Origin of the sequence: Candidatus Tumulicola sp. (genome assembly GCA_035601835.1) — a bacterium.
In the GTDB taxonomy this organism is placed as follows: Bacteria; Vulcanimicrobiota; Vulcanimicrobiia; order Eremiobacterales; family Eremiobacteraceae; genus DATNNM01.
This window is the reverse complement of the sequence record DATNNM010000016.1, coordinates 22,787-42,695: the sequence shown is the minus strand read 5'-3', so window position 1 is coordinate 42,695 and position 19,909 is coordinate 22,787. Positions and strand designations below refer to the sequence as shown.

The following is a 19,909-nucleotide window of genomic DNA, read 5'->3' as shown; positions in this document are numbered from 1 at the left end:
CCCGGTTAGCACAGGCCAAGCGCGCGCCGGCGCGAAACTAGGGCGTCTCGGATGCAGCACGAGTTTTTCCCTGTGGCGACGCCGCACGATGACGACGCGGTCCTCGCCGATCCTCCGCGCGGGCCTTATCTTCGGGTCGTCCCCCTCGGCGGCTGCGGCGAGATCGGCCGCAATATGGTCGTCTACGAGACCAACGACGATATCGTCGTGGTCGACGCCGGCGTCCAGTTCCCCGAAGAAGAGATGCTGGGCGTCGATCTCGTCATCAACGACATCAGCTATCTGCTCGAACGAAAATCAAAAGTCCGCGCGCTGCTCCTCACCCACGCGCACGAAGACCACATCGGAGGCGTCCCTTACTTCCTGGCGCAGCTCGCGCTGCCGGTCTACGGCACCGACGTCACGCTCGCGCTGCTGCGCGGCAAACTCAAAGAGCACAAGCTCTTGGATCGCGCCGATCTGCACGTCATCGAACCCGGCGAGGGCTTGAGATTCGGCGGCATCAGCGCGGAGTTCATCTCCATCACGCACAGCGTGTCCGGTTCGTGTTCGATCGCGCTCACCACGCCGCTGGGGACCGTCATCCACACCGGGGACTTCAAGTTCGATCAGACGCCGATCGACGGCCGGCCGTCCGACATCGCGGCGCTCGCCCGCTATGGCCGCGAAGGCGTCCTGTTGCTGGCTTCGGATTCGACCAACGCCGAGATCCCCGGCCACACGCTCTCGGAACGCGTGGTCGGGGAGACGTTCAACGACATCTTCGCGCATTGCGAGGGGCGCATCATCGTCACGATGTTCGCTTCGAACGTGCCGCGTCTGCAACAGACGGTCGACGCCGCCGCGCGCTACGACCGGAAGATATGCTTCGTGGGGCGCAGCATGCTGAACGTCTCGGGCATCGCGATCGAGCACGGCTATCTGAGCATCGCGCAGGGCCAGCTCATCCGCGAGCACGAGATCGACGATTATCCGCCGCACAAACTCGTCATCTGCACGACCGGGAGTCAGGGCGAGCCGACCTCGGCGCTGGTGCGCATGGCGGCGCGCGATCACCGCCGCGTGAAGCTGGTGCGCGGCGATACGGTGATCCTTTCCGCCACGCCCATCCCCGGCAACGAGCGCAGCGTCGGACGCACCATCAACAACCTCTTCAAGCTCGGGGTCGACGTCATCTATGGGCGCCGCCGCATGGCGCACGTCTCCGGACACGGCTGCCAAGAAGAATTGCTGTTGATGCTCAACTTGACGCAGCCCAAGTATTTCATGCCGGTGCACGGCGAATATCGCATGCTCGTGCAGCACGCCCGGCTCGCGCAGCGGATCGGCATCGAACCGCGCCGCATCTTCGTGACGGACAACGGCGAAGTCGTGCAATTCACGGCGCAGGGGGCGGAGCGCGCGGGGCGCGTCTACGGCGGACCGGTCTACGTCGACGGGTTGGGCGTCGGCGACGTCGGCGAAGTCGTGCTGCGCGATCGCAAACACCTATCGGCCGACGGCATGATCGTCGTGACCGTCACGGTGGACAGCCTCGACGGCAAGGTGCTCGCCGGTCCCGATGTGACCACGCGCGGCTTCACGTTCGGAGGCGCGGGCGAGGGCGACGGCCTTATGGACGAGCTCAGACGTCATGCAGCCTCCATCATGGAGGGCGGCGCAGCCAAGGGTCTGACCGAGTGGACCGCCATCCGCGAGCACGTCCACAAAGGCCTCTCCAAGTTCATCTACGAGCGCACCAAGCGCCGGCCGATGGTCGTGCCCGTCGTCATGGAAGTCTAGATTGGCCGAACAGGCCCTCAGACAGGACGCGGCCTTTGACGATGCGCCGCACACCACCGTCTTGGCCGATACCTGGCGGCGCTTTCGCAAGAGTCCGTCCGCGATCATCGGGCTTGCGGTCATCGCCCTGCTCGCGATCTGCGCGATCGGCGCGCCGCTTCTCTCGGGGCATCGCGATCCTCTCGCGCAGAACTTGGTCGTGACCACGCTGGCGCCGTCCTTCGCGCACCTCGCGGGCACGGACAAGCTCGGGCGCGACATCTTCACGCGGCTGCTGTTCGGCGCGCAGCTGTCGGTTTTGATCGGATTCGTTTCGGTCGGTATCGGCCTGTTCATCGGCACGGTCATCGGCGTGGTGGCGGGCTTCTGGGGCAAGACCCTCGACACTGTGCTTATGGGACTCATGGACGTGATGCTGGCCTTCCCAAGCATCCTGCTCGCCATCGCGATCTCGGCCATCCTCGATCAGCGAGTCAGCGACGTCGTCAAGATCTGCATCGCCGTCGGCGTGGTGGGGATTCCGGTGTATGCGCGGATCGCGCGTGCTTCGGTGCTGCAAGTCAAAGAGATGGAATACGTCGAAGCGGGGCGCGCGATCGGCAACGGCGTTCCGATGCTGCTCGCCCGCTACGTGCTGCCGAACATCCTCGTGCCGCTGGTCGTGCAAGCCACGCTCGGCGTCGGCACCGCCGAACTCGATTCTGCGGGCCTGTCGTATCTCGGGCTCGGCATTCAGCCGCCCACCGCCGAGTGGGGCTCGATGCTCAACGACGCGCGCGACTACTGGCTTTCCGCTCCCTGGGCGCTGCTTTTCCCAGGACTGGCGATCTCGATCACCGTTCTCGGTTTCAATCTTTTGGGCGACGGTTTGCGCGACGCGCTCGACCCAAAATCGAAATAAACAAAATAAAACGCTTGTAGTGCCGGGGCTTTAGCCTCGGTTCTACTTGGCCGCCGCGACGAGCGCTTGCAGTTCGGCGACATGCTTCAGAAACGCATTGCGGCCCGCACGCGTGAGCCGGTATCGTGTCTGAGGACGTCGATCGACGAATGCCTTTTCCTCGGTGACATAACCGGCTTGCGTAAGTTTGGCGAGGTGTGCGCCCAGGTTCCCGTTGGTCGCACCCGTCGCGCGTTGCAGCTCGCTGAATGCAACCCACTCGGAAGGCAGCAGCTCCGCCAAGACGCCGAGCCGCACCTTCGACAGCAATACCTCATCCATCGCTCTTCGCCATCGCGAACGAGATGCCGGGCAGGATGAAGCCTGCAAAGTTGCCGATGGCAAGGATCGCGCCGAGCCACACGGGTACGAGGAAGGCCACAGCGATCGAGGCGACTAGGGCAAGCCCGCCGAGCGTGAGCACTGTCGAGCGAAGGCCGAAGCCAAGGGCCAGGAGTGCAATCGACATGCCGGCCGCATAGAACACGCCGGGCGAGAATGGCGGAAAGAGGTTGGTGAATTCGTTCATGACGGTGAGGACGGTCATCACGCCGGCGGCAACCCAGAAGCTAAATGCGGCGAGTCGTCCGATCGTGCTCTGCCTGCTCGCGGTCCGTTGCATGCGGCGCCCATCCCATGCCGAAACTACAAGTGCGAGAGCCAGCACCGCGCCGGCGAGCCAGAAAGCACTGGGGCCGACTTTGCCCATGCCCACCAACTGACCGACAGTATTGAAGGCAATGCCGACGGCGCCCCACACGATGAACTGAAGGGCTGGAGGTGAGCCGGCGACTTCAGCGCGACGCAGAATGTCATCTACGGCGTCGAGGTGTTCCGCAGCTTGCGGTGCATCCATGACGGTCTCTCCTTACGAAGTTGTCAGAAATCTTGTGAAACGATCGTGTATTTCAGGCTTAATCTGTATTATAGACTAATCTGTGCGATAGCGCAACCCACCTGGTTCATGGTCGTCGAGAAGTACGCGAGGGGGAGCGTGCAAAGCAGCCCTCGAACGCATGTGCGGTGGCTGAACCACCGCTATGAAGCGTACCAAGATGGCGCGCTCGCGCCGGGTGGACCCGCTTCCCGGTCTCACCCTCAACCTGGAGATCGTCGGCATCGCGCTGCTTACCATCGCGATCCTGCTGGCGCTCGCGTTGCTGCTGCCGACCCGATCCGGGGCCTTCGGCGTGCTCGCCAACGCCTCGCTGCACTCGTGGTTCGGCGCCGGCGCATGGATCGCGGTGTTCGCGCTTGTGGCCGTCGCCATCATCATCTTCCTCGAGGTGCACGTGCTGCCGATGATGGCCGCGATGAGCGGTTGCGCGGTCGGACTGTTCTTCGCGCTCGACGGATTGCTCGGTACTTCGGCACGCGGCGGCTTGGTAGGCGACGCGGCGGCGCATGGTCTTCGCGCGCTGTTCGGCGTGACCGGCGCCGACGTCGTGCTGATCTTTCTCGTGTTCGCTTTTGTCGTGGCGCCCACAGGGATCTCGGTGAAGGCCTTGTTCGCGGGCATCGCGCGCGAGTCGGGCAAGCTCGCGAACAATGCACGCGCCGCCGCCGCAACCAGCCGTAACGGGTCCACCGCTCGCAGCGATGAGCTGCCGCTGCAAACGCTTCCCTTCGTGCGCGCGCCGCAGGTCGAAGCGCCGGAGCCGCAGATCGATGACGCTCGTGAGGAACCCGCCGTCATGACGCCGGCCGTCTCCGCGCCCGCCGCAGCATCAGCGCTCGTGGAGCTGCCGCGCCCGGCACGCAAGCTCAATGAAGAGCAGCCGCGCGCCACGGAAGCCGCGCGCCAGAAGCAGCAATCGCGCGGCGGCTATCGGCTGCCGGACTTCGCGCTGTTCAATCCCCCGGAAAAGCGCCAGCACAGCGAAACCAGCGCCGCCATCACGCTGGAAGAGACGCTCGCGTCGTTCGGCGTGAGCGCCAAAGTCACGCACCTCGAGCGCGGTCCCAGCATCACGCGCTACGAATTGACGCCCGCCAAAGGCGTCAAGGTGAGCGCGATCAAGAACCTCTCCGACAACATCCAGCTCGCCCTGGCGGCACAGACCGTTCGTATCGAGGCGCCGATACCGGGCAAATCCGCGGTCGGCATCGAGGTCCCCAACAGCGCGGTGTCCATCGTCGCGATCCGCGAGATCCTCGATCACCTGCCCAAGGGCGAAGCCAAGCTCTCGATCGGCTTGGGGAAAGACATCACGGGCCGCCCGATCGTCGCCGATCTCACGCGCATGCCGCACTTGCTCGTCGCCGGCGCGACCGGCGCCGGCAAGAGCGTCTGCCTGAACGTCATCATCGCCTCGCTGCTCACCACCTGCACGCCGGACCACGTTCAGATGCTGCTGGTCGATCCAAAGCGCGTCGAGCTTAACGCGTACAACGGCGTGCCGCATCTCATCAGCGACTGCATCACAGATCCGAAGATCGCCGCTGGCGCGCTGTACGAACTCACGAAAGAGATGGACGCCCGGTACGAGCGCTTCGCGCGCGCCGGGGTGCGCAAGATCGAAGAGTTCAACGAACTGCACCCGAACGAGCGGCTGCCCTACATCGTGGTCGCCATCGACGAGCTCGCCGACTTGATGCTCGTCGCGCCGACGCGCGTCGAGACGAGCATATGCCGCATCGCGCAACTCGCGCGCGCCACCGGCATCCACCTGGTGATCGCGACGCAGCGCCCCTCGGTGGACGTCATCACCGGCCTCATCAAAGCCAACATCCCGTCACGCATCGCGTTCGCCGTGTCGTCGCAAGTGGACTCGCGCACGATCCTCGACATGGCGGGTGCGGAACGGCTGCTCGGGCGCGGCGACATGCTGTTCTTGCCGATCGACGCGGCCAAGCCGCTGCGCGTGCAGGGCGCGATGGTGACCGGTGCCGAGATCGAGCGCCTTTGCGAATTCTGGCGCGAGCAGGGCGATCCCGACAATCGCTTGGCCATCGAGCCGTCGGAACTCGAGGATGAAGACGCTGGACCCGACGACGATTTCGCCTATGACGCCGCGCGGATCATCATCGAGCGGCAGATGGCATCGGTCGCGCTGCTGCAAGCCGAACTCAAGGTAGGGCATCCCCGCGCCGTGCGCCTGATGAAGATCCTCGAGCAGTTCCGCGTCGTCGGCCCTGCCGAAGGGACGAAGCCGCGCAAGATTCTCGTCGGTGAAGCCGACCTCGACCAACTTGCGACTATTCTCGCACCGCGCAACGGCGAACAAACGCTCTTATAGCACGCTCTAGAGGCGATAACAGGCCGGATTCGGCACCGCGCCGAAAAGCGCCGGACGATGCCGCACAATGGGTCTCGCTTTGCCGCCATCGCCGAAAAAGTCCGCGCGCACGAACCGTTGACTCGTGCGGACGGGACGTATCTCTATAAGGAAGCGCCGTTCCACGAACTTGGGCAACTCGCTCACGAATTGCGGACCGAGAAGAACGGCGATCGCGCCTATTACGTCTTCAAGCGTTACCTGAACACCACCAACGTCTGCTACGCGGACTGCAAATTCTGCTCGTTCGCCGCGTACGAGAAGGACCCGCGCTCGTACCGGTGGTCAGCCGAAGAGATCCTTGAGAAGGCCTGCGCCGAGCCGAACGACTACGACGAGCTGCATATCGTCGGCGGGCACGACCCGAAGCAGACCAGCCTGGAGTTTTGGCTGCCGGTCATCGAACAGATGCACCGACGGATCCCGCACGTGCAGTTGGCGCTCTTCACGGCCGCCGAGATCGACTACATGTGCAAGCGCGCCCGCTGCTCCTACGAAGAAGGCCTCACCCGGCTGCGCGACGCGGGCGTGACCTCGCTCAACGGCGGCGGCGCCGAGATATTGGTCAAGCGCGTGCGCGACCTCGTGTGCCCCATGAAAGCCTCGACCGAGGAGTGGCTGGAGGTCCATCGCGTCGCTCACCGGATCGGCATGCGGACCAATTGCACGATGCTCTACGGTCACGTGGAGACGATCGAGGAACGCGTCGAGCATCTCGCGCTGCTGCGCGAACTGCAAGCCTCAAGCGGCGGGTTCAAGTGTTTCGTGCCCCTGGCGTTCCACCCGGAAGACAACGAGCTCGAAGCATACGGTTGGACGGGTTCTATCGACGATCTGCGGACGATCGCCATTTCGCGCCTGATGCTCGACAATATCGACCACATCAAGGCGTACTGGATCTCGTATGGGATCAAACTCGCTCAGCTGGGACTGAATTTCGGCGCCGACGACATCGACGGCCCGGTGAACAACGAGCAGCGCATCTACCGCGATGCCGGCAGCAAGACCGATCAGAACACGCCGCTATCCGAACTGCGCCGGGCGATCGAAGAAGCGGGCTTCGTGCCGACGCGCCGCAACTTGCTCTACGGCGTGCTCGAAGCGGTCTAGCACGATGAGCGCGCAAAAAGTGCGCTGCGGGCGCATCAGCTTCACCAACGACCTGCCGGTCTACGCGGCCTTCGACTTAGAGGCGCTTGCGTTTCCGGGGACGCTGCGCGAAGGCGTCCCGACGCAGCTCAACCGCGCGCTGCTCGACGGCGAGCTCGATATGAGTCCGGTCTCTTCCTTTTACTATGCTCAGCACCGCGCGCAGCTCACCCTGCTGCCGTTCGTCTGCATCGGATCGCGCCGCGAGGTGAGGAGCATCTACTGCATCAGCGCGGTTGCGCCGCGCGAGCTTGAGGGGGTGCGCATCGCGGTGACCCGCGACTCGTCCACCGGGCGGGCGCTCTTCGATACCATCTGCCGCGAAGCGTATGGTTTCGAGGCGAAATACTACGAGTCCACGGACCCCTTCGAATCGTATCGACGCAAAGGCGATCCATGCTTGGTCATCGGAGACATGGCGATCGACGCAGCGCTGGCGGTTCCGCCCGAGCACGCGCACGACGTGGGCCGCTTGTGGTACGAGCTGACGGGCGCAGGCATGGTCTATGCGGTGTGGGCGGCGCGCAACAAGTTCGCGGACAAGCGGCCCGGCGACGTCGCTCAAGTGATGACCGCGCTTCGGGACTCCGTGCGCTGGAGCGAGTCGCATCGCCAGCAGGTGATAGGGTTAGCGGAGCGCGTGAGGCCGCGCCCGGCCGGATTCTACGACGCGTACTATCGCGCGCTCAACTACGATTTCGACGACGAAGCGCGCAAGGGCATGATGCGCTTTTTCGCGCTCGCCGCGACCCGCGGGGTGCTCGACGTCAAATCGCAGCTCGGTGAACCGCAGCCCGCGCGCAAGGTGATCCGGTATGCCTGACGTCAGGGCGCTGCTCGCCCGCGCCGCCGCCGGTGAGCGGCTCTCCCTCGACGAGGGGATCGCCGTGTATCGCGACGCATCGCTGCATGAGCTTGGAGCCGCGGCTCACCGCAGGCGGACGCTGCTGTATCCCGGCCCCGAAGTCTCCTACGTCATCGACACGACCATCAACTACACCAACATCTGCGACGTGCACTGCAGCTTTTGCGCGTTTTTCCGGCCCGAAGGCCACGCCGAGGGGTATACGATGACGCACGAGCAAGTGCTCGCCCGCGTCAAGTACGCTGCGGATCAAGGCGCGACCCAGATCATGATCCAAGGCGGGGTCAACCCCGAGCTGCCGATCTCGTATTACGTCGAGCTATTCCAAAAAGTGCGCTCGCAGTTCCCCGACGTCGACATCCACTCGCTGTCCACCAGCGAGATCTGCGGTATCGCCAAGCGCGAGCAGATGAGCGTCGAGGACGTGCTGAAGACGCTGCGCGCCGCCGGCCTGAAGTCGCTGCCTGGGGCGGGCGCCGAGATCTTGGTGGAACGCGTGCGCAAGCGCATCTCAGCCCGCAAGATCGACGACGACCGTTGGATCGAGGTCATGCGCATCGCCCAAGGCCTCGGCATGCCGACGACCGCAACGATGATGTTCGGGTCGGTCGAGACGCTCGAGGAGCGCATCCAGCACCTCGACTTGATACGCCGGCTGCAAGACGAGACCAACGGCTTCACCGCATTCATCCCATGGTATTACGTTCCGTACAAGACGCCGCTGAAAGGCAAGGAAGCCACCGGCATCGACTACTTGCGCGTGCTCGGCATCAGCCGGCTCTATCTCGACAATTTCCCGCACTTGCAGTCGTCGTGGTTGACGCCGGGGATGAAACTCGGACAACTCGGTTTGATGTTCGGATGCGACGACATGGGCGGCACGATCTTGGAAGAAAAAGTGGTGACGCTTGCCGGCAGCACCAACACCGCAAGCCGGGCCGACATCGAGCGGACGATCCGTCAGGCCGGCTACATCCCAGTCGTCCGCGACACGTATTTCAACAAGCGCGACTACCCGCTCGCCACAACCGCTTAAGACCGGGGCTAAAGCCCCGGCACTACACCAAGGATTTTTTACTTAACGAGACGCGGTGCGGAAGAACTCGACCAGGCTTTCGACCGGCGGCGGAAGCGCCATGCCTTTGAGCACGGCCGCGAAAAAACTGTCCTGAACGGCCTGCGGCGCGAACCCGGCGAGCTTGCGGACCAGCGCGCGCACGTTGGTTTCGGTCGTGTAGGTGGCGTCGGCGCCGAGCGTCTTTCTGAAATTGAAGGATGACGCCAGCAAGTACATGAGTTGCCCGATGCCGGCGGCGCGGATCGCCAGCGCGAAGTGCAGATCCTCGGAATGCTGGAAGCCCTCTCGCACTTCGAACAGCCGCTGGCGCGGCGGCTTGCGCGTTTGGGCCGCGAGCGCTACAGCCGTCATCGCTTCGCCGCCGATGCTCCGCTGCGGAAGCGTCGTGATCGTCTCGTGGCGGATGCGCGCGCCGTGCAGTGCGCGCACGCCGTCCCCGTCCAGCGTTCGATCCACGCCGCCGTCCTCAAACGCGACGTGAAGCGTGCGCGCTGCGTCCTCGAAGCGCAAGCCCGCGATGCGCGCGTTCGGCGGCAGCACCACCTCGAACTCAGGTCCGGACATCGTACTTAGTGTCCCTTCTGAGATGGCCAGGGCTCCGAGACGTAGTTGACGATGCTCTGGCCGGGATAGATCCCATTGACCTTGGCCTGGGTGATGGATGAAAGCAACGCCGAGCCGCCGGTGTTGGTCATGCTGATGCTGACGACTGAGAACGGCGCTTCCGGATCGTTCGGGTTGGACGCCGCCAGCTCGAACATGACGTGGTCAGTATCGTCGTAGACATCGCGCGTGCGCGTCACGATGTCGCCCGCCATCACTTGATACGACATCCGGTACGAGGAGTGCGGAGCTTTTGCAGAAAGAAGAGCCTTGCGCAGATCCTCTTCGGGTGTGCCGACCTTGATGCCCAAGGGACCCACGAAATTCGGGTCGGTCACCACCGACACGACGACGACGCGGTCGTGCTGCAGCAGCACTTCGCCGAACGGATAGGAAAGGACCAACGCGCTGATCCCAGGCACGGAGAAGTTTTGAGCGCTGCTCGGCTTGGCGAGGAGCACCTCCACTTTTTGGCGGCTGATCCCGGGCACCACTCCCGCGCGATAGCCGTCCTGGATGACCGCCTTTTGGGCGCAACCGCAAAGCGCGACCAAGGTTGCGCATGTCACGGCGGAGAGCCGGACTAAAGTCCGGCATACCACATCAGTCCGGCTTGCCACAGCTTTCATGGCTCGATGATGCCCGACGCGAGCACTTCTTCGCCCGAGACGTCGTACAGCACGAGCAGTTGGCCGGGAGACACGATGCTCGCCGGTTCCGACAGCCGCACGACCAGGCGCCCATCGCCGACGATGGATGCGCTCGCCGGAATCGGCTTGCTCCGATAACGGCACATCGCCACACCAGCCGCCTCGCCGCGCACAAACGCGGCCGGCTGCAGCAGGTTGGCGGCGGAGCATTCGATGAGGTCGCGGCATAAGTCATCGCGCCGGCCGACGATCACGGCGTTGCGCGAACGCTCGGTGCGCACGACATACCACGGGCCGTCGCCCTCACCGGACAGCGACAAACCTTTGCGCTGCCCCACGGTGTAGTTCAGCAACCCGTCGTGGCGGCCGACCACGTCGCCGTCGAGCGTCACGATCGGGCCGGGCGCCAGGCCTTCAGGAAAACGTCGAGCGATGAAACCGCGGTAGTCTCCGTCGACGAAACACAAGTCCATCGAATCAGGCTTTTCCGCGATGTCGATGTCAAAACGCCGCGCTGCTGCGCGCGTCGCTTCCTTTGTATACGCGCCGAGCGGCGCGATCACGCCCGCGAGCTGCTCGCGGCGCAAGCCGGCGAGCATGTAGGATTGATCCTTTGACCGGTCGGCAGCGCGCAAGAGGTGAGGTCCATCCTCACGCTGCTCGATGCGCGCGTAGTGCCCGGTGATGAACCTTCGCGCGCCGAGCGCCCGCGCGAACTCGAGCAGGGCGCCGAACTTCACCAAGTTGTTGCAGGCCACGCACGGGTTTGGGGTCCGTCCGGCCAGGTATTCGTTGCAGAAATAATCGACGACCGCCCGGGCGAAGCCGGCCTCGAAGTTGACCACGTAGTGGGGGATCCCGAGTAGGGCCGCCGCCCGGCGAGCATCCTCAAACGCCGTCGGTCCGCAGCACTGCCGGACCTTTTCCGAAAGCTCGCCCTCGCCGGGGCTCCACAGCCGCATGGTCAGCCCCACCGCCCGCTCCCCAGCGCCGACCGCAAGCGCCGTCGCGACGGCGCTATCCACGCCGCCGCTCATGGCGGCGAGCGCAAGCTCGCCTTGGGCCAAAGCTGAAGTGATTTCCGTCATGTTCTGCGTCACAAAATGTCCCGAGCAGAGGGAGTGTCCAAACGCTCCTCCAATTCCTTCAACCGGTACGGCCTCCATCCAACGACCCGGTCTCCCTGCTAGTTCGCTTGCCGGGCGGGTGAGCCATCCGCATTTTCCCTAAAAGAAAGCCCGACGATCGATCGTCGGAAGGGTGCGACGTGTCTGGGATAGGTGAGCAACTGGCCGCGGCGCGCGAAAAGCGCGGCATGACGGTCGTCGACGCTGCCCGCCGCTTGAACATCCGCTCGAGTTTCATCGCAGCGATGGAGCGCGAGGACTGGGCCGCCGTCGGCGAGCCCGTCTACGCGCGCGGTTTTTTGAAGAACTACGCCCGCCTGGTGGGGGCTGACCTCGTATCCGCGCTTTTTGAATTCGACGCGTCGGCGCAGCCGCAGCCGGTCGCGCCCGTCGAACATACGCAGACACCGCTTCCACTGCACGAAGAGCGCGCGATCGTCGAGCGGATCGCACAAGCGAACGCGACCAGACATACTTGGCTGTTAGGCTCGATGACCGCGATGGCCGCGGTGCTCGTCTTCGCAGTGCTGTACTACACGTTCATCGGACCCGGTCCGTCCAGCGGTCAAGCGCAGACCGCAGCGGTGGACAAGACGCAGACGGCGGCTGATAAGACGGTTGCGGGAGCGGCCACACAATCCGGTTCGAGTCAGATCTTCAGCAATGCTGCGGGCAGCGAACAAAGCGTCGCCCCTGCGCCGAACAAAAAAGGCGTCGTTCTGCGTCTGCAGCTGACCCAAGATAGCTGGCTGGCCGTGACCGTCGACGGCAAGCAGGTGCTCTACGAGACGCTCCCGGCCGGGACCGTGCGCGATTTCCACGCTAACCGCGCGATCTCACTGCGCGCCGGCAACGCGGGCGGCGTCATCGCGACCGTCGACGGTCAACAACTCGGTACGCTCGGCCAAAAGGGTCAGGTCGAGGAGCGCGTTTTCGCGGTCAAACCTGCGGCGCCGAGCGGAACCGGGCCGCGTGAGTGAGTTCTCCTTCGACATCGTCTCGCGCGTAGAAAAACAGAATCTCGCCGACGCGGTCGACCAGGTGCGGCGCGAGATCGCCACGCGTTTCGATTTCAAGAACTCAAAGTCGTCGATCGACCTCGGCGACATGCAGATCACGATCGTCGCCGACGACGAGCTCAAGCTCAAGAACGTCATCGACATGCTGCAGAGCAAGTGCGTGAAGCGCGGGGTGTCGCTGAAAGCCCTGAGCTATGGCAAACCGGAGGCGGCGGCACAAGGGACGATCCGGCAGGTCATCACGACGCAGCAAGGCATAGCCCAAGAACGGGCAAAGCGCCTCACTGAGGCCATCAAAGAGGCCAAACTCAAGGTCACCACGCGCATCCAGGACGAACAGCTCAGGGTGACGGCCAAGTCCAAGGACGAACTGCAGAAGGCGATAGACCTGGTCAGGAAGCTGGACCTGGATTTTCCGGTCCAATTCGTGAACTACCGCTGATGCCGACCGCCCCGGCGAAGCCCCGCCAGGTCTTCCTGGCCAGCCTCGGCTGCGCCAAGAACTTGATCGATAGCGAGATCATGCTCGGCCGATTGAGCAGCGAAGGCTGGGCGATCACGACCGACTCGCGAAGCGCCGATGCGATCGTCGTGAACACGTGCGCCTTCATCGACCCGGCGAAGGCCGAATCCACCGATACCATCCTGGAATACGCGGCCGCCAAACAGCCCGGGCAAAAGCTCGTGGTGGCAGGTTGCCTCGCACAGCGTTACGGCGCGCAGCTTCGCGAACTCGTGCCCGAGATCGACGCGATCGTCGGCACCGGCGCATTCCCCAAGCTGCCTGAGATCATGCGTGAAGTCGACGCCGGCGAGCGGCCGTTCCACCTCGAGGATCGAGACGCGTACACCGACCGATTGGGTTTCCTGCCGCGCGTCGTCACGACGCCCCGCGCGACCGCGTACCTCAAGATCTCAGAAGGCTGCAACCATGCCTGCGCGTTTTGCATCATCCCAACGCTGCGCGGGCTGGGCAAAAGCCGCACGATTCCGTCGCTCGTCGAAGAGGCGCGCGCGCTCGTCGAGCAGGGGACGAAAGAGCTCATCCTCATCGCGCAAGACACATCCGATTACGGGCGTGACATCGGTCTGCGCGACGGCCTCGCGCGGCTCATCGAGGCGCTCGAGGCGATCGAGGGGCTGCGTTGGGTGCGCATCCTGTACCTGTATCCGACGTCGATCAGCGACGCGCTCATCGAAGCGATGCGCGCCTCGGACAAAGTGCTCCCATACGTGGACATGCCGCTGCAGCACGCGCACCCGGCCGTGCTGCGGGCGATGCACAGGCCGCCGCAACCGGAGCGCTATCTCGAACTTTTCGCCAAACTGCGCGAGGCACTGCCGGGCGCCACGCTGCGCAGCACTTTCATCCTGGGATTTCCCGGGGAAACGACCGAGCATTTTCACTATCTTCTAACCTTCCTCGAGCGCGCACGGCTCGATCGCGTCGGATTCTTCACCTATTCACGCGAAGAAGGCACGGCTGCGTACGCTGCGAGCGCCCAAGCGCCCGAAAAGGTCAAGAAGGCGCGCCAAGCGGTCGCCCGCGAAGTACAGCGCTCGATATCAAATGCGGTCAACACAGCCCGCCGCGGCGAGCATTCGAGTGTGTTGATCGAAGGCAAGCGGCTCCTCGCGCCGTCCGCTTTGATCAGGCAAGCCCTGAACAGCCGCGTCGCATCGGTCGGCCGTTCGATGCGGGAAGCGCCGGAGGTTGACGGGCTCGTGTACGTCGCCGGCGAGCACGAAATCGGTCAATTCGTGGACGTCGAGCTGGCCGGGCACACGGATTTTGATCGATACGCGCACCCGCTGGGTACAAACTTAACAGAAGGAACGTGACCACGTTGCCGGACGAACCCTCAGAACAACCGCAACCGAAGCCGCGCTTGACGCGCCGCTCGGTCGCGCCTGCGCCTGCGCCTGCGCCGAAGCGCTCCCACTTCGGTCTGCTCGCGACTATTCTGATCGTGCTGTTCGTCGTCGGCGCGTCGGCAACGGCGTACGTCTACTATAAGGGCGGGGTGCGCAATGCGCTGGCGTCGCTTGACATTCTCTCGCCAGACCTGACGCAGGTCTTCGGGCGGCAGAAGCTGCGCGTGCTCGTCATGGGACTGGACGAGAACTGGACGACCAGCGATGAGATGTACACCAGCGCCACGCGCTCGGACACCATGCTCGCCACGAACATCGATCTGACGAGCAAGCAGATCGCGATCATCTCGATCCCGCGCGACACGTGGGTCCACATCCCGAAATCAGGCTACGGCAAGATCAACGAGGCGATCGCCGACGCCGGTCCGTGGCGAGCGATAAAAACCGTCGAAGACGAGTTGGCCTTCCCCCACTTCGACTACTACATCGTCCTGAAGATCGACGCCACGAAGAACATCGTGGATGCTATCGGCGGGCTCGACGTCAACGTCGAGAAAAGCATGGACTACGATGACGATTGGGGGCAGCTGCACATCCATTTGAAGAAGGGACTGCAGCACCTCAACGGCGAGCAGGCCGTCGGCTACATCCGCTTCCGGCACGATCCGGAAGGCGATTTCGGACGCATGCGCCGGCAGCGCCAAGTCATCGGCGACTTGGTGAAGCGCATCAAGGATCCATCGATCGTGAGCACGCTGCCTTCGCTGATCGCGTTGGTGCGCGACAACATCCGCACCAACATGCCGTACGACAAGATGTTCTATCTCGCGCTCGGCATGCGCGGCGTCACGCCGCAAATGGTGCACACCTCGCAACTTCCCGTGGTCGAGGGTTGGACCGCAGGTGAGTCGGTGCTGTTCATGGATCCCGTGGCCGCCGCTCCCGTCGTGCGCAAGTACATGGTCGTCGGCTTTTCCGGCGCGTTCGATCCCTCGACGGTCCACGTGAAAGTGCACAACGGCTCCGGCCAGCGCGGAGCGGCCACGTCGATGGCGGATTACCTGCGTGAAATGGGCTTTGACGTCGTCGAGACCGCCAACGCCGATACGTTCGGCACGAAAAAGACGACCGTCACGGGCCCGGACCAGAAGATCGCCGGCGAGGTGGCCAAGCGGCTGCCCATGCCCAATGTCGCCGTCGCGATCGGACCGGTCGATGGCGGCGACGTCGAAATCGTCGTAGGCCGCGACTATAACGCCCCGTAGTTCCCCCGGAAACAGCGTTCCGAGCCAAGCTCGGATGATCGGCACGTGGCGAGCGGTGCGCTTGGCGTTGATGCTGTGCGCGCTGCTGCTCGCCGCCTATTGGGGCAGGCGCTGGGTGAACCACGCGCGCTACGAGATGGCGCCGGTCGTGATTCCGGTGAGCGCGGAAGACGGCTCGCTGCTTCGGCCGACCGTATCGGCGTATCTGCGCCGCCTCGGACGCGATGTCCACGACGCGCTTGTTCCGCCGGCGCGCCGGCGCTACGCCGTGCTGACGTTCGACGACGGCCCGTACCCGGTGACCACCCCCGCGCTGCTCGCCGAGTTGCACAGGCTGGGAGTCCCCGCCGACTTTTTCTTCATCGGTCGCAACGCGATCGAACAACCCGCCATCGCTGCGCGCGCTGCGGCCGCCGGGATGGAGATCGGCAACCACACGCTTTCGCATCCTCAGATGACGTCGCTGGTCTTCGCCGCGCAGCTCGAAGAGATCGCCGATGGCGCGAGCACCTTGCGGCGCATCACCGGGCGCGAGGTGCGCCTATTCCGGCCGCCGCACGGCAACTACGATGCCGCGACGCTTGAGGCCGCGCACGCGGCCGGCCAAACGTTTGCGCTCTGGGACGTGGAGCCGGGCGATTGGCGGCCGGTGACCTCGACGTTCGTCGCGAATTTCGTCGTGACGCACGCTAAGTCGCCCGCGGTGATCCTGCTGCATGACGGGACCGAGCCGACGATCGAAGCATTGCCGCGCATCGTCGCAGCATACCGAGCCGCCGGCTACGAATTCGTCACGCTTTCGGAATTGATGAAGCGGCTGCCGCTGGACGACATCAACGACCCGCTCAACGTGACCATATGAAACGCCAGATAATCAAAACGCGGCCGCGCACCCCCTATGTCATCGCGCGCGTCGTGATCATCGCGATCATCGTCATCGTCGTGTTGGCGCTGGCATGGGCGTTGTGGAAACGCTCGCGGCAGGACTTCGATTTCGCGGTCCGGAACACGCAAACTCCGCCCGCTCTCGCCTTTGCAAGCTATGAACATCTATATTAAAGGAAGGAACCTGCGCGTCACCGAGGCGCTGCGCAAGCACGTCGAGGAACAAGTCGGCAGGCTGGAGCGCCATTACGACCGCATCCTGGACGCGCACGTGACCCTGCGCGCCGAGCGAGCCCAACGCATCGTGGACGTCACCCTTTCCTTGCCGCATCATCTCATCAAGGCGGAAGAGCGCTCGGCGAGCATCGATGCTTCCATCGACCTCGTGCGCGATCGCCTCGAAAAACAGCTGAAGAAGTACAAGACGCGCCTGATCGGGCGCCGCCACAAGCTGAACGGCAAGAGCCTCGGGGCGGCCACGCAGGCGGGGCGCCGAAACGGAACGGCCCGCATCGCGCGCACGAAACGCATGCGGGTGAAGTCGATGTCGCCTTCCGAGGCCGCCCTTCAGATGGAGCTGCTCGGCCACGACTTCTTCGTCTTCCTCAATGCCGACACGGACGAGATCAACGTGCTGTACCGGCGCAAGACCGGCGACTTAGGCCTGATCGAGCCGGTCCTCTAGTGTCGATTTTCTCAACTGTCAAATCGTGGGTCGACGGCAACGACCGCGAAGTCGCGCGCCTGCGCAAAGGCGTGGCGCGGATCAACGCGCTCGAACCCGAGCTTCAAGCGCTCTCCGACGAGCAGTTGGCCGGCAAGACCGTCGAGTTCCGGCAACGCCTCGACAAGGGCGCGCCGCTCGACGATCTGCTGAGCGAATCGTTCGCGGTCTGCCGCGAAGCCGCGCGCCGCACCTTGAACATGCGGCACTTCGACGTCCAGCTCATCGGCGGCATGGTGCTGCACGAAGGTAAGGTCGCCGAGATGCGCACCGGCGAAGGCAAGACGCTGGTCGCGACGCTGTCCGTGTACCTCAACGCCTTGACCGGACAAGGCGTGCACTTGGTCACGGTCAACGACTACCTGGCCAAGCGCGACGCTGAATGGATGGGCCCGGTCTATCGCGCTCTCGGGTTGTCGGTCGGCATCATCCAGCACTTCATGCCCCCCAACGAGCGGCGCGCCGCGTATGCAAGCGACGTCACCTATGTCACCAACAACGAAGCCGGTTTCGACTATCTGCGCGACAACATGGCGCCGCACGTCGATTATTGCGTGCAGCGCGAGCTGCATTACGCCATCGTCGACGAGGTCGATTCGATCCTCATCGACGAGGCGCGCACGCCACTCATCATCAGCGGTTCGCCGGAAGCCGTGCTCGGGCCGGGGTATAAAGACCCGTCGCACCTATATGAGAATTTCGCGCGCAACATCATGCCGCAGTTGCACCGCGACGAGGACTATACCGTCGACGAGAAGCAGCACGCGGTGCCCATCACCGAGAAGGGCGTGGCCAAGGTCGAAAAACTGCTCGGCGTGCAGAACCTGTACGATCCGGTGAACCTCGAGCTCGCGCACCAGTTGCAGGCCGCGCTCAAGGCCAAAGAGCTCTTCCGCAAGGACGAGCAGTACGTTGTCAAAGACGGCGAGATCATCATCGTCGACGAGTTCACCGGCCGCCTCATGCACGGCCGGCGTTACTCCGACGGCATCCACCAGGCGATCGAGGCCAAGGAAGGCATCAAGGTCAAGAGCGAGGATCAGACCCTCGCGACGATCACCTTCCAGAACTACTTCCGCCTGTACAAGAAGCTCGCCGGCATGACCGGTACCGCCAAGACCGAGGAACGCGAGTTCCGCGAGATCTACGGGTTGGACGTCATCGCGATCCCGACCAACGTGCAGGTCCGGCGCAAAGACTTCGACGACATGGTCTACAACCGGGAAGATGGCAAGTTCCGCGCAGTGATCAACGAGATCATCGAGATGAACAAGGCCGGCCGGCCGGTGCTGGTCGGCACGCGTTCGATCGAGAAGTCCGAGCGGCTCTCCGCGATGCTGGCCAAGCGCGGCATCGAGCACAACGTGCTCAACGCGAAATATCACGAAAAAGAAGCCGAGATCATCAAAGATGCCGGCCTGCGCAGCAAGGTGACCATCGCCACGAACATGGCCGGCCGCGGCGTCGATATCAAGCTCGGCGAAGGAGTGCCCGATCTCGGCGGCCTCCACATCATCGGCACGGAGCGGCACGAAGCGCGGCGCATCGACAATCAGCTGCGCGGGCGGTCCGGGCGCCAAGGCGACTTGGGGTCCTCGCGCTTCTATGTCGGCCTCGATGACGAGTTGATGCGCATCTTCGGCGGCGATCGCATCCGCGGCATCATGGAGCGCTTCAAGATCGACGACGACACGCCCATCGAAGCGGGCATCCTCACCGCCAGCATCGAGCGCGCGCAGAAGAAAGTCGAAGCGCATCACTACGAGACCCGCAAGCACGTGCTCGAATACGACGACGTCATGAACAAGCAGCGCTCGGTGATCTACGCCGAGCGCCGGCGCGTGTTGGAAGGCCACAACCTGCGGCCCTCCCTCACCGAAGTCATCCGCGGGCGAGTCGAACAGGTGGTGGAGACCAACTGCTCCGACAGCGTGCACCCACACGAGTGGGATCGCGAGCAGATCCTCAAAGAGCTGGAGACATCGATCCGCGGGTTGAGCAAGCGCGTTACCGCTGACGACCTCGAAAAGCTATCGAAGCCCGAGATGATCGAACGTCTGACGGCCGAAGCCGACGCGATGTACACGGAAAAAGAAGAGCGCTTCGTGGAGCGCTACAAGGAGCAGATGGACGAGAAAGGGCTGCGCGAGGGGTTGCGCATGCTCGAACGCGGCACGATGCTGCAGATCATCGACCGGCTCTGGATCGATCACCTGTACACGATGGACAGCCTCAAACAAGGCATCGGCCTGCGGGGTTGGGGCCAGAAGGATCCGCGCGTCGAGTACGAACGCGAGGCGTTCGAGCTCTTCGAGGACCTGAAGGCGAACATCCAGGAAGAGTTCTTGAACGCGCTGTGCCAAGGCGAAGATTTCCATTTGATGGTCCAGGCGCCGCCGCAAGCACCGCAGCAAGCGCCGCCCACTCAGGACAACGGCGCGCCGTTCGAAACCGGAGGCGGCAACGGCGCGCCGGGAGCGCAAAAAACCGTGCCGCGCGACACCAACGCCGCGCGTCGCTTCGATCAGCTGCGCACCAATCGCGACGATGCCGGCGGGCCTGCCCCGGTCCGCAAGGCCGAAGCGAAGGTCGGCCGCAACGACCCGTGTCCGTGCGGTTCGGGCAAGAAGTACAAGAAGTGCCACGGCCTGACGGCCGTCTAAGAGAAG

At 64.0% G+C, this 19,909-nt stretch carries 19 protein-coding genes; 14 read left to right on the top strand and 5 right to left on the bottom strand.

The window, feature by feature from the left end; all coding sequences use genetic code 11:
• Nucleotides 1-51 precede the first annotated feature (51 nt).
• Both VN934_10655 and VN934_10650 read left to right on the top strand, forming a co-directional pair.
• Entirely contained in the window at nucleotides 52-1,782 is a 1,731-nt protein-coding gene (locus VN934_10655) for a ribonuclease J (protein ID HXM19250.1), read from the top strand.
• 1 nt (nucleotide 1,783) lies between these two features.
• Nucleotides 1,784-2,683, top strand: coding sequence for an ABC transporter permease (locus tag VN934_10650; GenBank protein ID HXM19249.1), 900 nt, complete (start codon nucleotides 1,784-1,786; stop codon nucleotides 2,681-2,683).
• A gap of 42 nt (nucleotides 2,684-2,725) precedes the next feature.
• Here the strand turns inward: VN934_10650 and VN934_10645 are convergent, their stop codons facing one another.
• Together VN934_10645 and VN934_10640 are read right to left on the bottom strand one after the other, a co-directional pair.
• Nucleotides 2,726-3,004 (bottom strand): transcriptional regulator, encoded by a 279-nt coding sequence (locus tag VN934_10645; protein ID HXM19248.1) that lies wholly within the window; start codon nucleotides 3,002-3,004, stop codon nucleotides 2,726-2,728.
• A complete protein-coding gene (locus VN934_10640; GenBank protein HXM19247.1) occupies nucleotides 2,997-3,578 on the bottom strand; it encodes a hypothetical protein in 582 nt (193 codons plus the stop codon). The genes VN934_10645 and VN934_10640 overlap by 8 nt, the downstream gene beginning before the upstream one ends.
• Before the next feature lie 199 nt (nucleotides 3,579-3,777).
• Between VN934_10640 and VN934_10635 the strand changes: the two genes are divergently transcribed.
• Genes VN934_10635 through mqnC form a run of 4 tightly spaced genes read left to right on the top strand, consistent with a single transcriptional unit; the run spans nucleotide 3,778 to nucleotide 9,050 of the window.
• Nucleotides 3,778-5,961, top strand: coding sequence for a DNA translocase FtsK (locus tag VN934_10635; GenBank protein ID HXM19246.1), 2,184 nt, complete (start codon nucleotides 3,778-3,780; stop codon nucleotides 5,959-5,961).
• Between the two features lie 57 nt (nucleotides 5,962-6,018).
• Nucleotides 6,019-7,110 (top strand): CofH family radical SAM protein, encoded by a 1,092-nt coding sequence (locus tag VN934_10630; GenBank protein ID HXM19245.1) that lies wholly within the window; start codon nucleotides 6,019-6,021, stop codon nucleotides 7,108-7,110.
• Between the two features lie 4 nt (nucleotides 7,111-7,114).
• Nucleotides 7,115-7,972: a menaquinone biosynthesis protein gene (locus tag VN934_10625; GenBank protein ID HXM19244.1), complete on the top strand. Its 858-nt coding sequence runs from the start codon at nucleotides 7,115-7,117 to the stop codon at nucleotides 7,970-7,972.
• Complete coding sequence (gene mqnC / locus VN934_10620; GenBank protein ID HXM19243.1) at nucleotides 7,965-9,050, top strand: cyclic dehypoxanthinyl futalosine synthase; 1,086 nt, start codon at nucleotides 7,965-7,967, stop codon at nucleotides 9,048-9,050. Before VN934_10625 ends, mqnC begins: the two co-directional genes overlap by 8 nt.
• 42 nt (nucleotides 9,051-9,092) lie before the next feature.
• On the opposite strand, the gene VN934_10615 is transcribed toward mqnC, so the two are convergent.
• The 3 genes from VN934_10615 to mnmA are packed head-to-tail and all read right to left on the bottom strand — an operon-like array spanning nucleotide 9,093 to nucleotide 11,433.
• Nucleotides 9,093-9,656 carry a hypothetical protein gene (locus tag VN934_10615; GenBank protein HXM19242.1) on the bottom strand — a complete coding sequence of 188 codons (564 nt, stop codon included), beginning with the start codon at nucleotides 9,654-9,656 and terminating at the stop codon, nucleotides 9,093-9,095.
• A gap of 5 nt (nucleotides 9,657-9,661) precedes the next feature.
• Complete coding sequence (locus tag VN934_10610; GenBank protein ID HXM19241.1) at nucleotides 9,662-10,264, bottom strand: hypothetical protein; 603 nt, start codon at nucleotides 10,262-10,264, stop codon at nucleotides 9,662-9,664.
• A gap of 56 nt (nucleotides 10,265-10,320) precedes the next feature.
• Entirely contained in the window at nucleotides 10,321-11,433 is a 1,113-nt protein-coding gene (gene mnmA, locus VN934_10605; protein ID HXM19240.1) for a tRNA 2-thiouridine(34) synthase MnmA, read from the bottom strand.
• 179 nt (nucleotides 11,434-11,612) lie between these two features.
• On the opposite strand from mnmA, the gene VN934_10600 reads away from it, so the two are divergent.
• From VN934_10600 to secA, 8 genes are read left to right on the top strand one after another with little or no spacing between them, the layout of a single operon-like run.
• Nucleotides 11,613-12,452, top strand: a complete 840-nt coding sequence (locus tag VN934_10600; protein HXM19239.1) for a RodZ domain-containing protein — start codon at nucleotides 11,613-11,615, stop codon at nucleotides 12,450-12,452.
• Nucleotides 12,445-12,933: a YajQ family cyclic di-GMP-binding protein gene (locus VN934_10595; GenBank protein HXM19238.1), complete on the top strand. Its 489-nt coding sequence runs from the start codon at nucleotides 12,445-12,447 to the stop codon at nucleotides 12,931-12,933. Before VN934_10600 ends, VN934_10595 begins: the two co-directional genes overlap by 8 nt.
• Nucleotides 12,933-14,333, top strand: a complete 1,401-nt coding sequence (gene rimO / locus VN934_10590) for a 30S ribosomal protein S12 methylthiotransferase RimO (GenBank protein HXM19237.1) — start codon at nucleotides 12,933-12,935, stop codon at nucleotides 14,331-14,333. The genes VN934_10595 and rimO overlap by 1 nt, the downstream gene beginning before the upstream one ends.
• Complete coding sequence (locus VN934_10585; protein ID HXM19236.1) at nucleotides 14,330-15,631, top strand: LCP family protein; 1,302 nt, start codon at nucleotides 14,330-14,332, stop codon at nucleotides 15,629-15,631. The genes rimO and VN934_10585 overlap by 4 nt, the downstream gene beginning before the upstream one ends.
• Nucleotides 15,632-15,665: 34 nt before the next feature.
• Nucleotides 15,666-16,493 (top strand): polysaccharide deacetylase family protein, encoded by an 828-nt coding sequence (locus VN934_10580; protein ID HXM19235.1) that lies wholly within the window; start codon nucleotides 15,666-15,668, stop codon nucleotides 16,491-16,493.
• Nucleotides 16,490-16,690: a hypothetical protein gene (locus VN934_10575; protein HXM19234.1), complete on the top strand. Its 201-nt coding sequence runs from the start codon at nucleotides 16,490-16,492 to the stop codon at nucleotides 16,688-16,690. Before VN934_10580 ends, VN934_10575 begins: the two co-directional genes overlap by 4 nt.
• The gene (raiA, locus tag VN934_10570; GenBank protein HXM19233.1) at nucleotides 16,674-17,201 is read left to right on the top strand and encodes a ribosome-associated translation inhibitor RaiA; all 528 of its coding nucleotides are present in this window, start codon (nucleotides 16,674-16,676) and stop codon (nucleotides 17,199-17,201) included. Before VN934_10575 ends, raiA begins: the two co-directional genes overlap by 17 nt.
• A complete protein-coding gene (gene secA, locus VN934_10565) occupies nucleotides 17,201-19,903 on the top strand; it encodes a preprotein translocase subunit SecA (protein HXM19232.1) in 2,703 nt (900 codons plus the stop codon). Before raiA ends, secA begins: the two co-directional genes overlap by 1 nt.
• Nucleotides 19,904-19,909 lie beyond the last annotated feature (6 nt).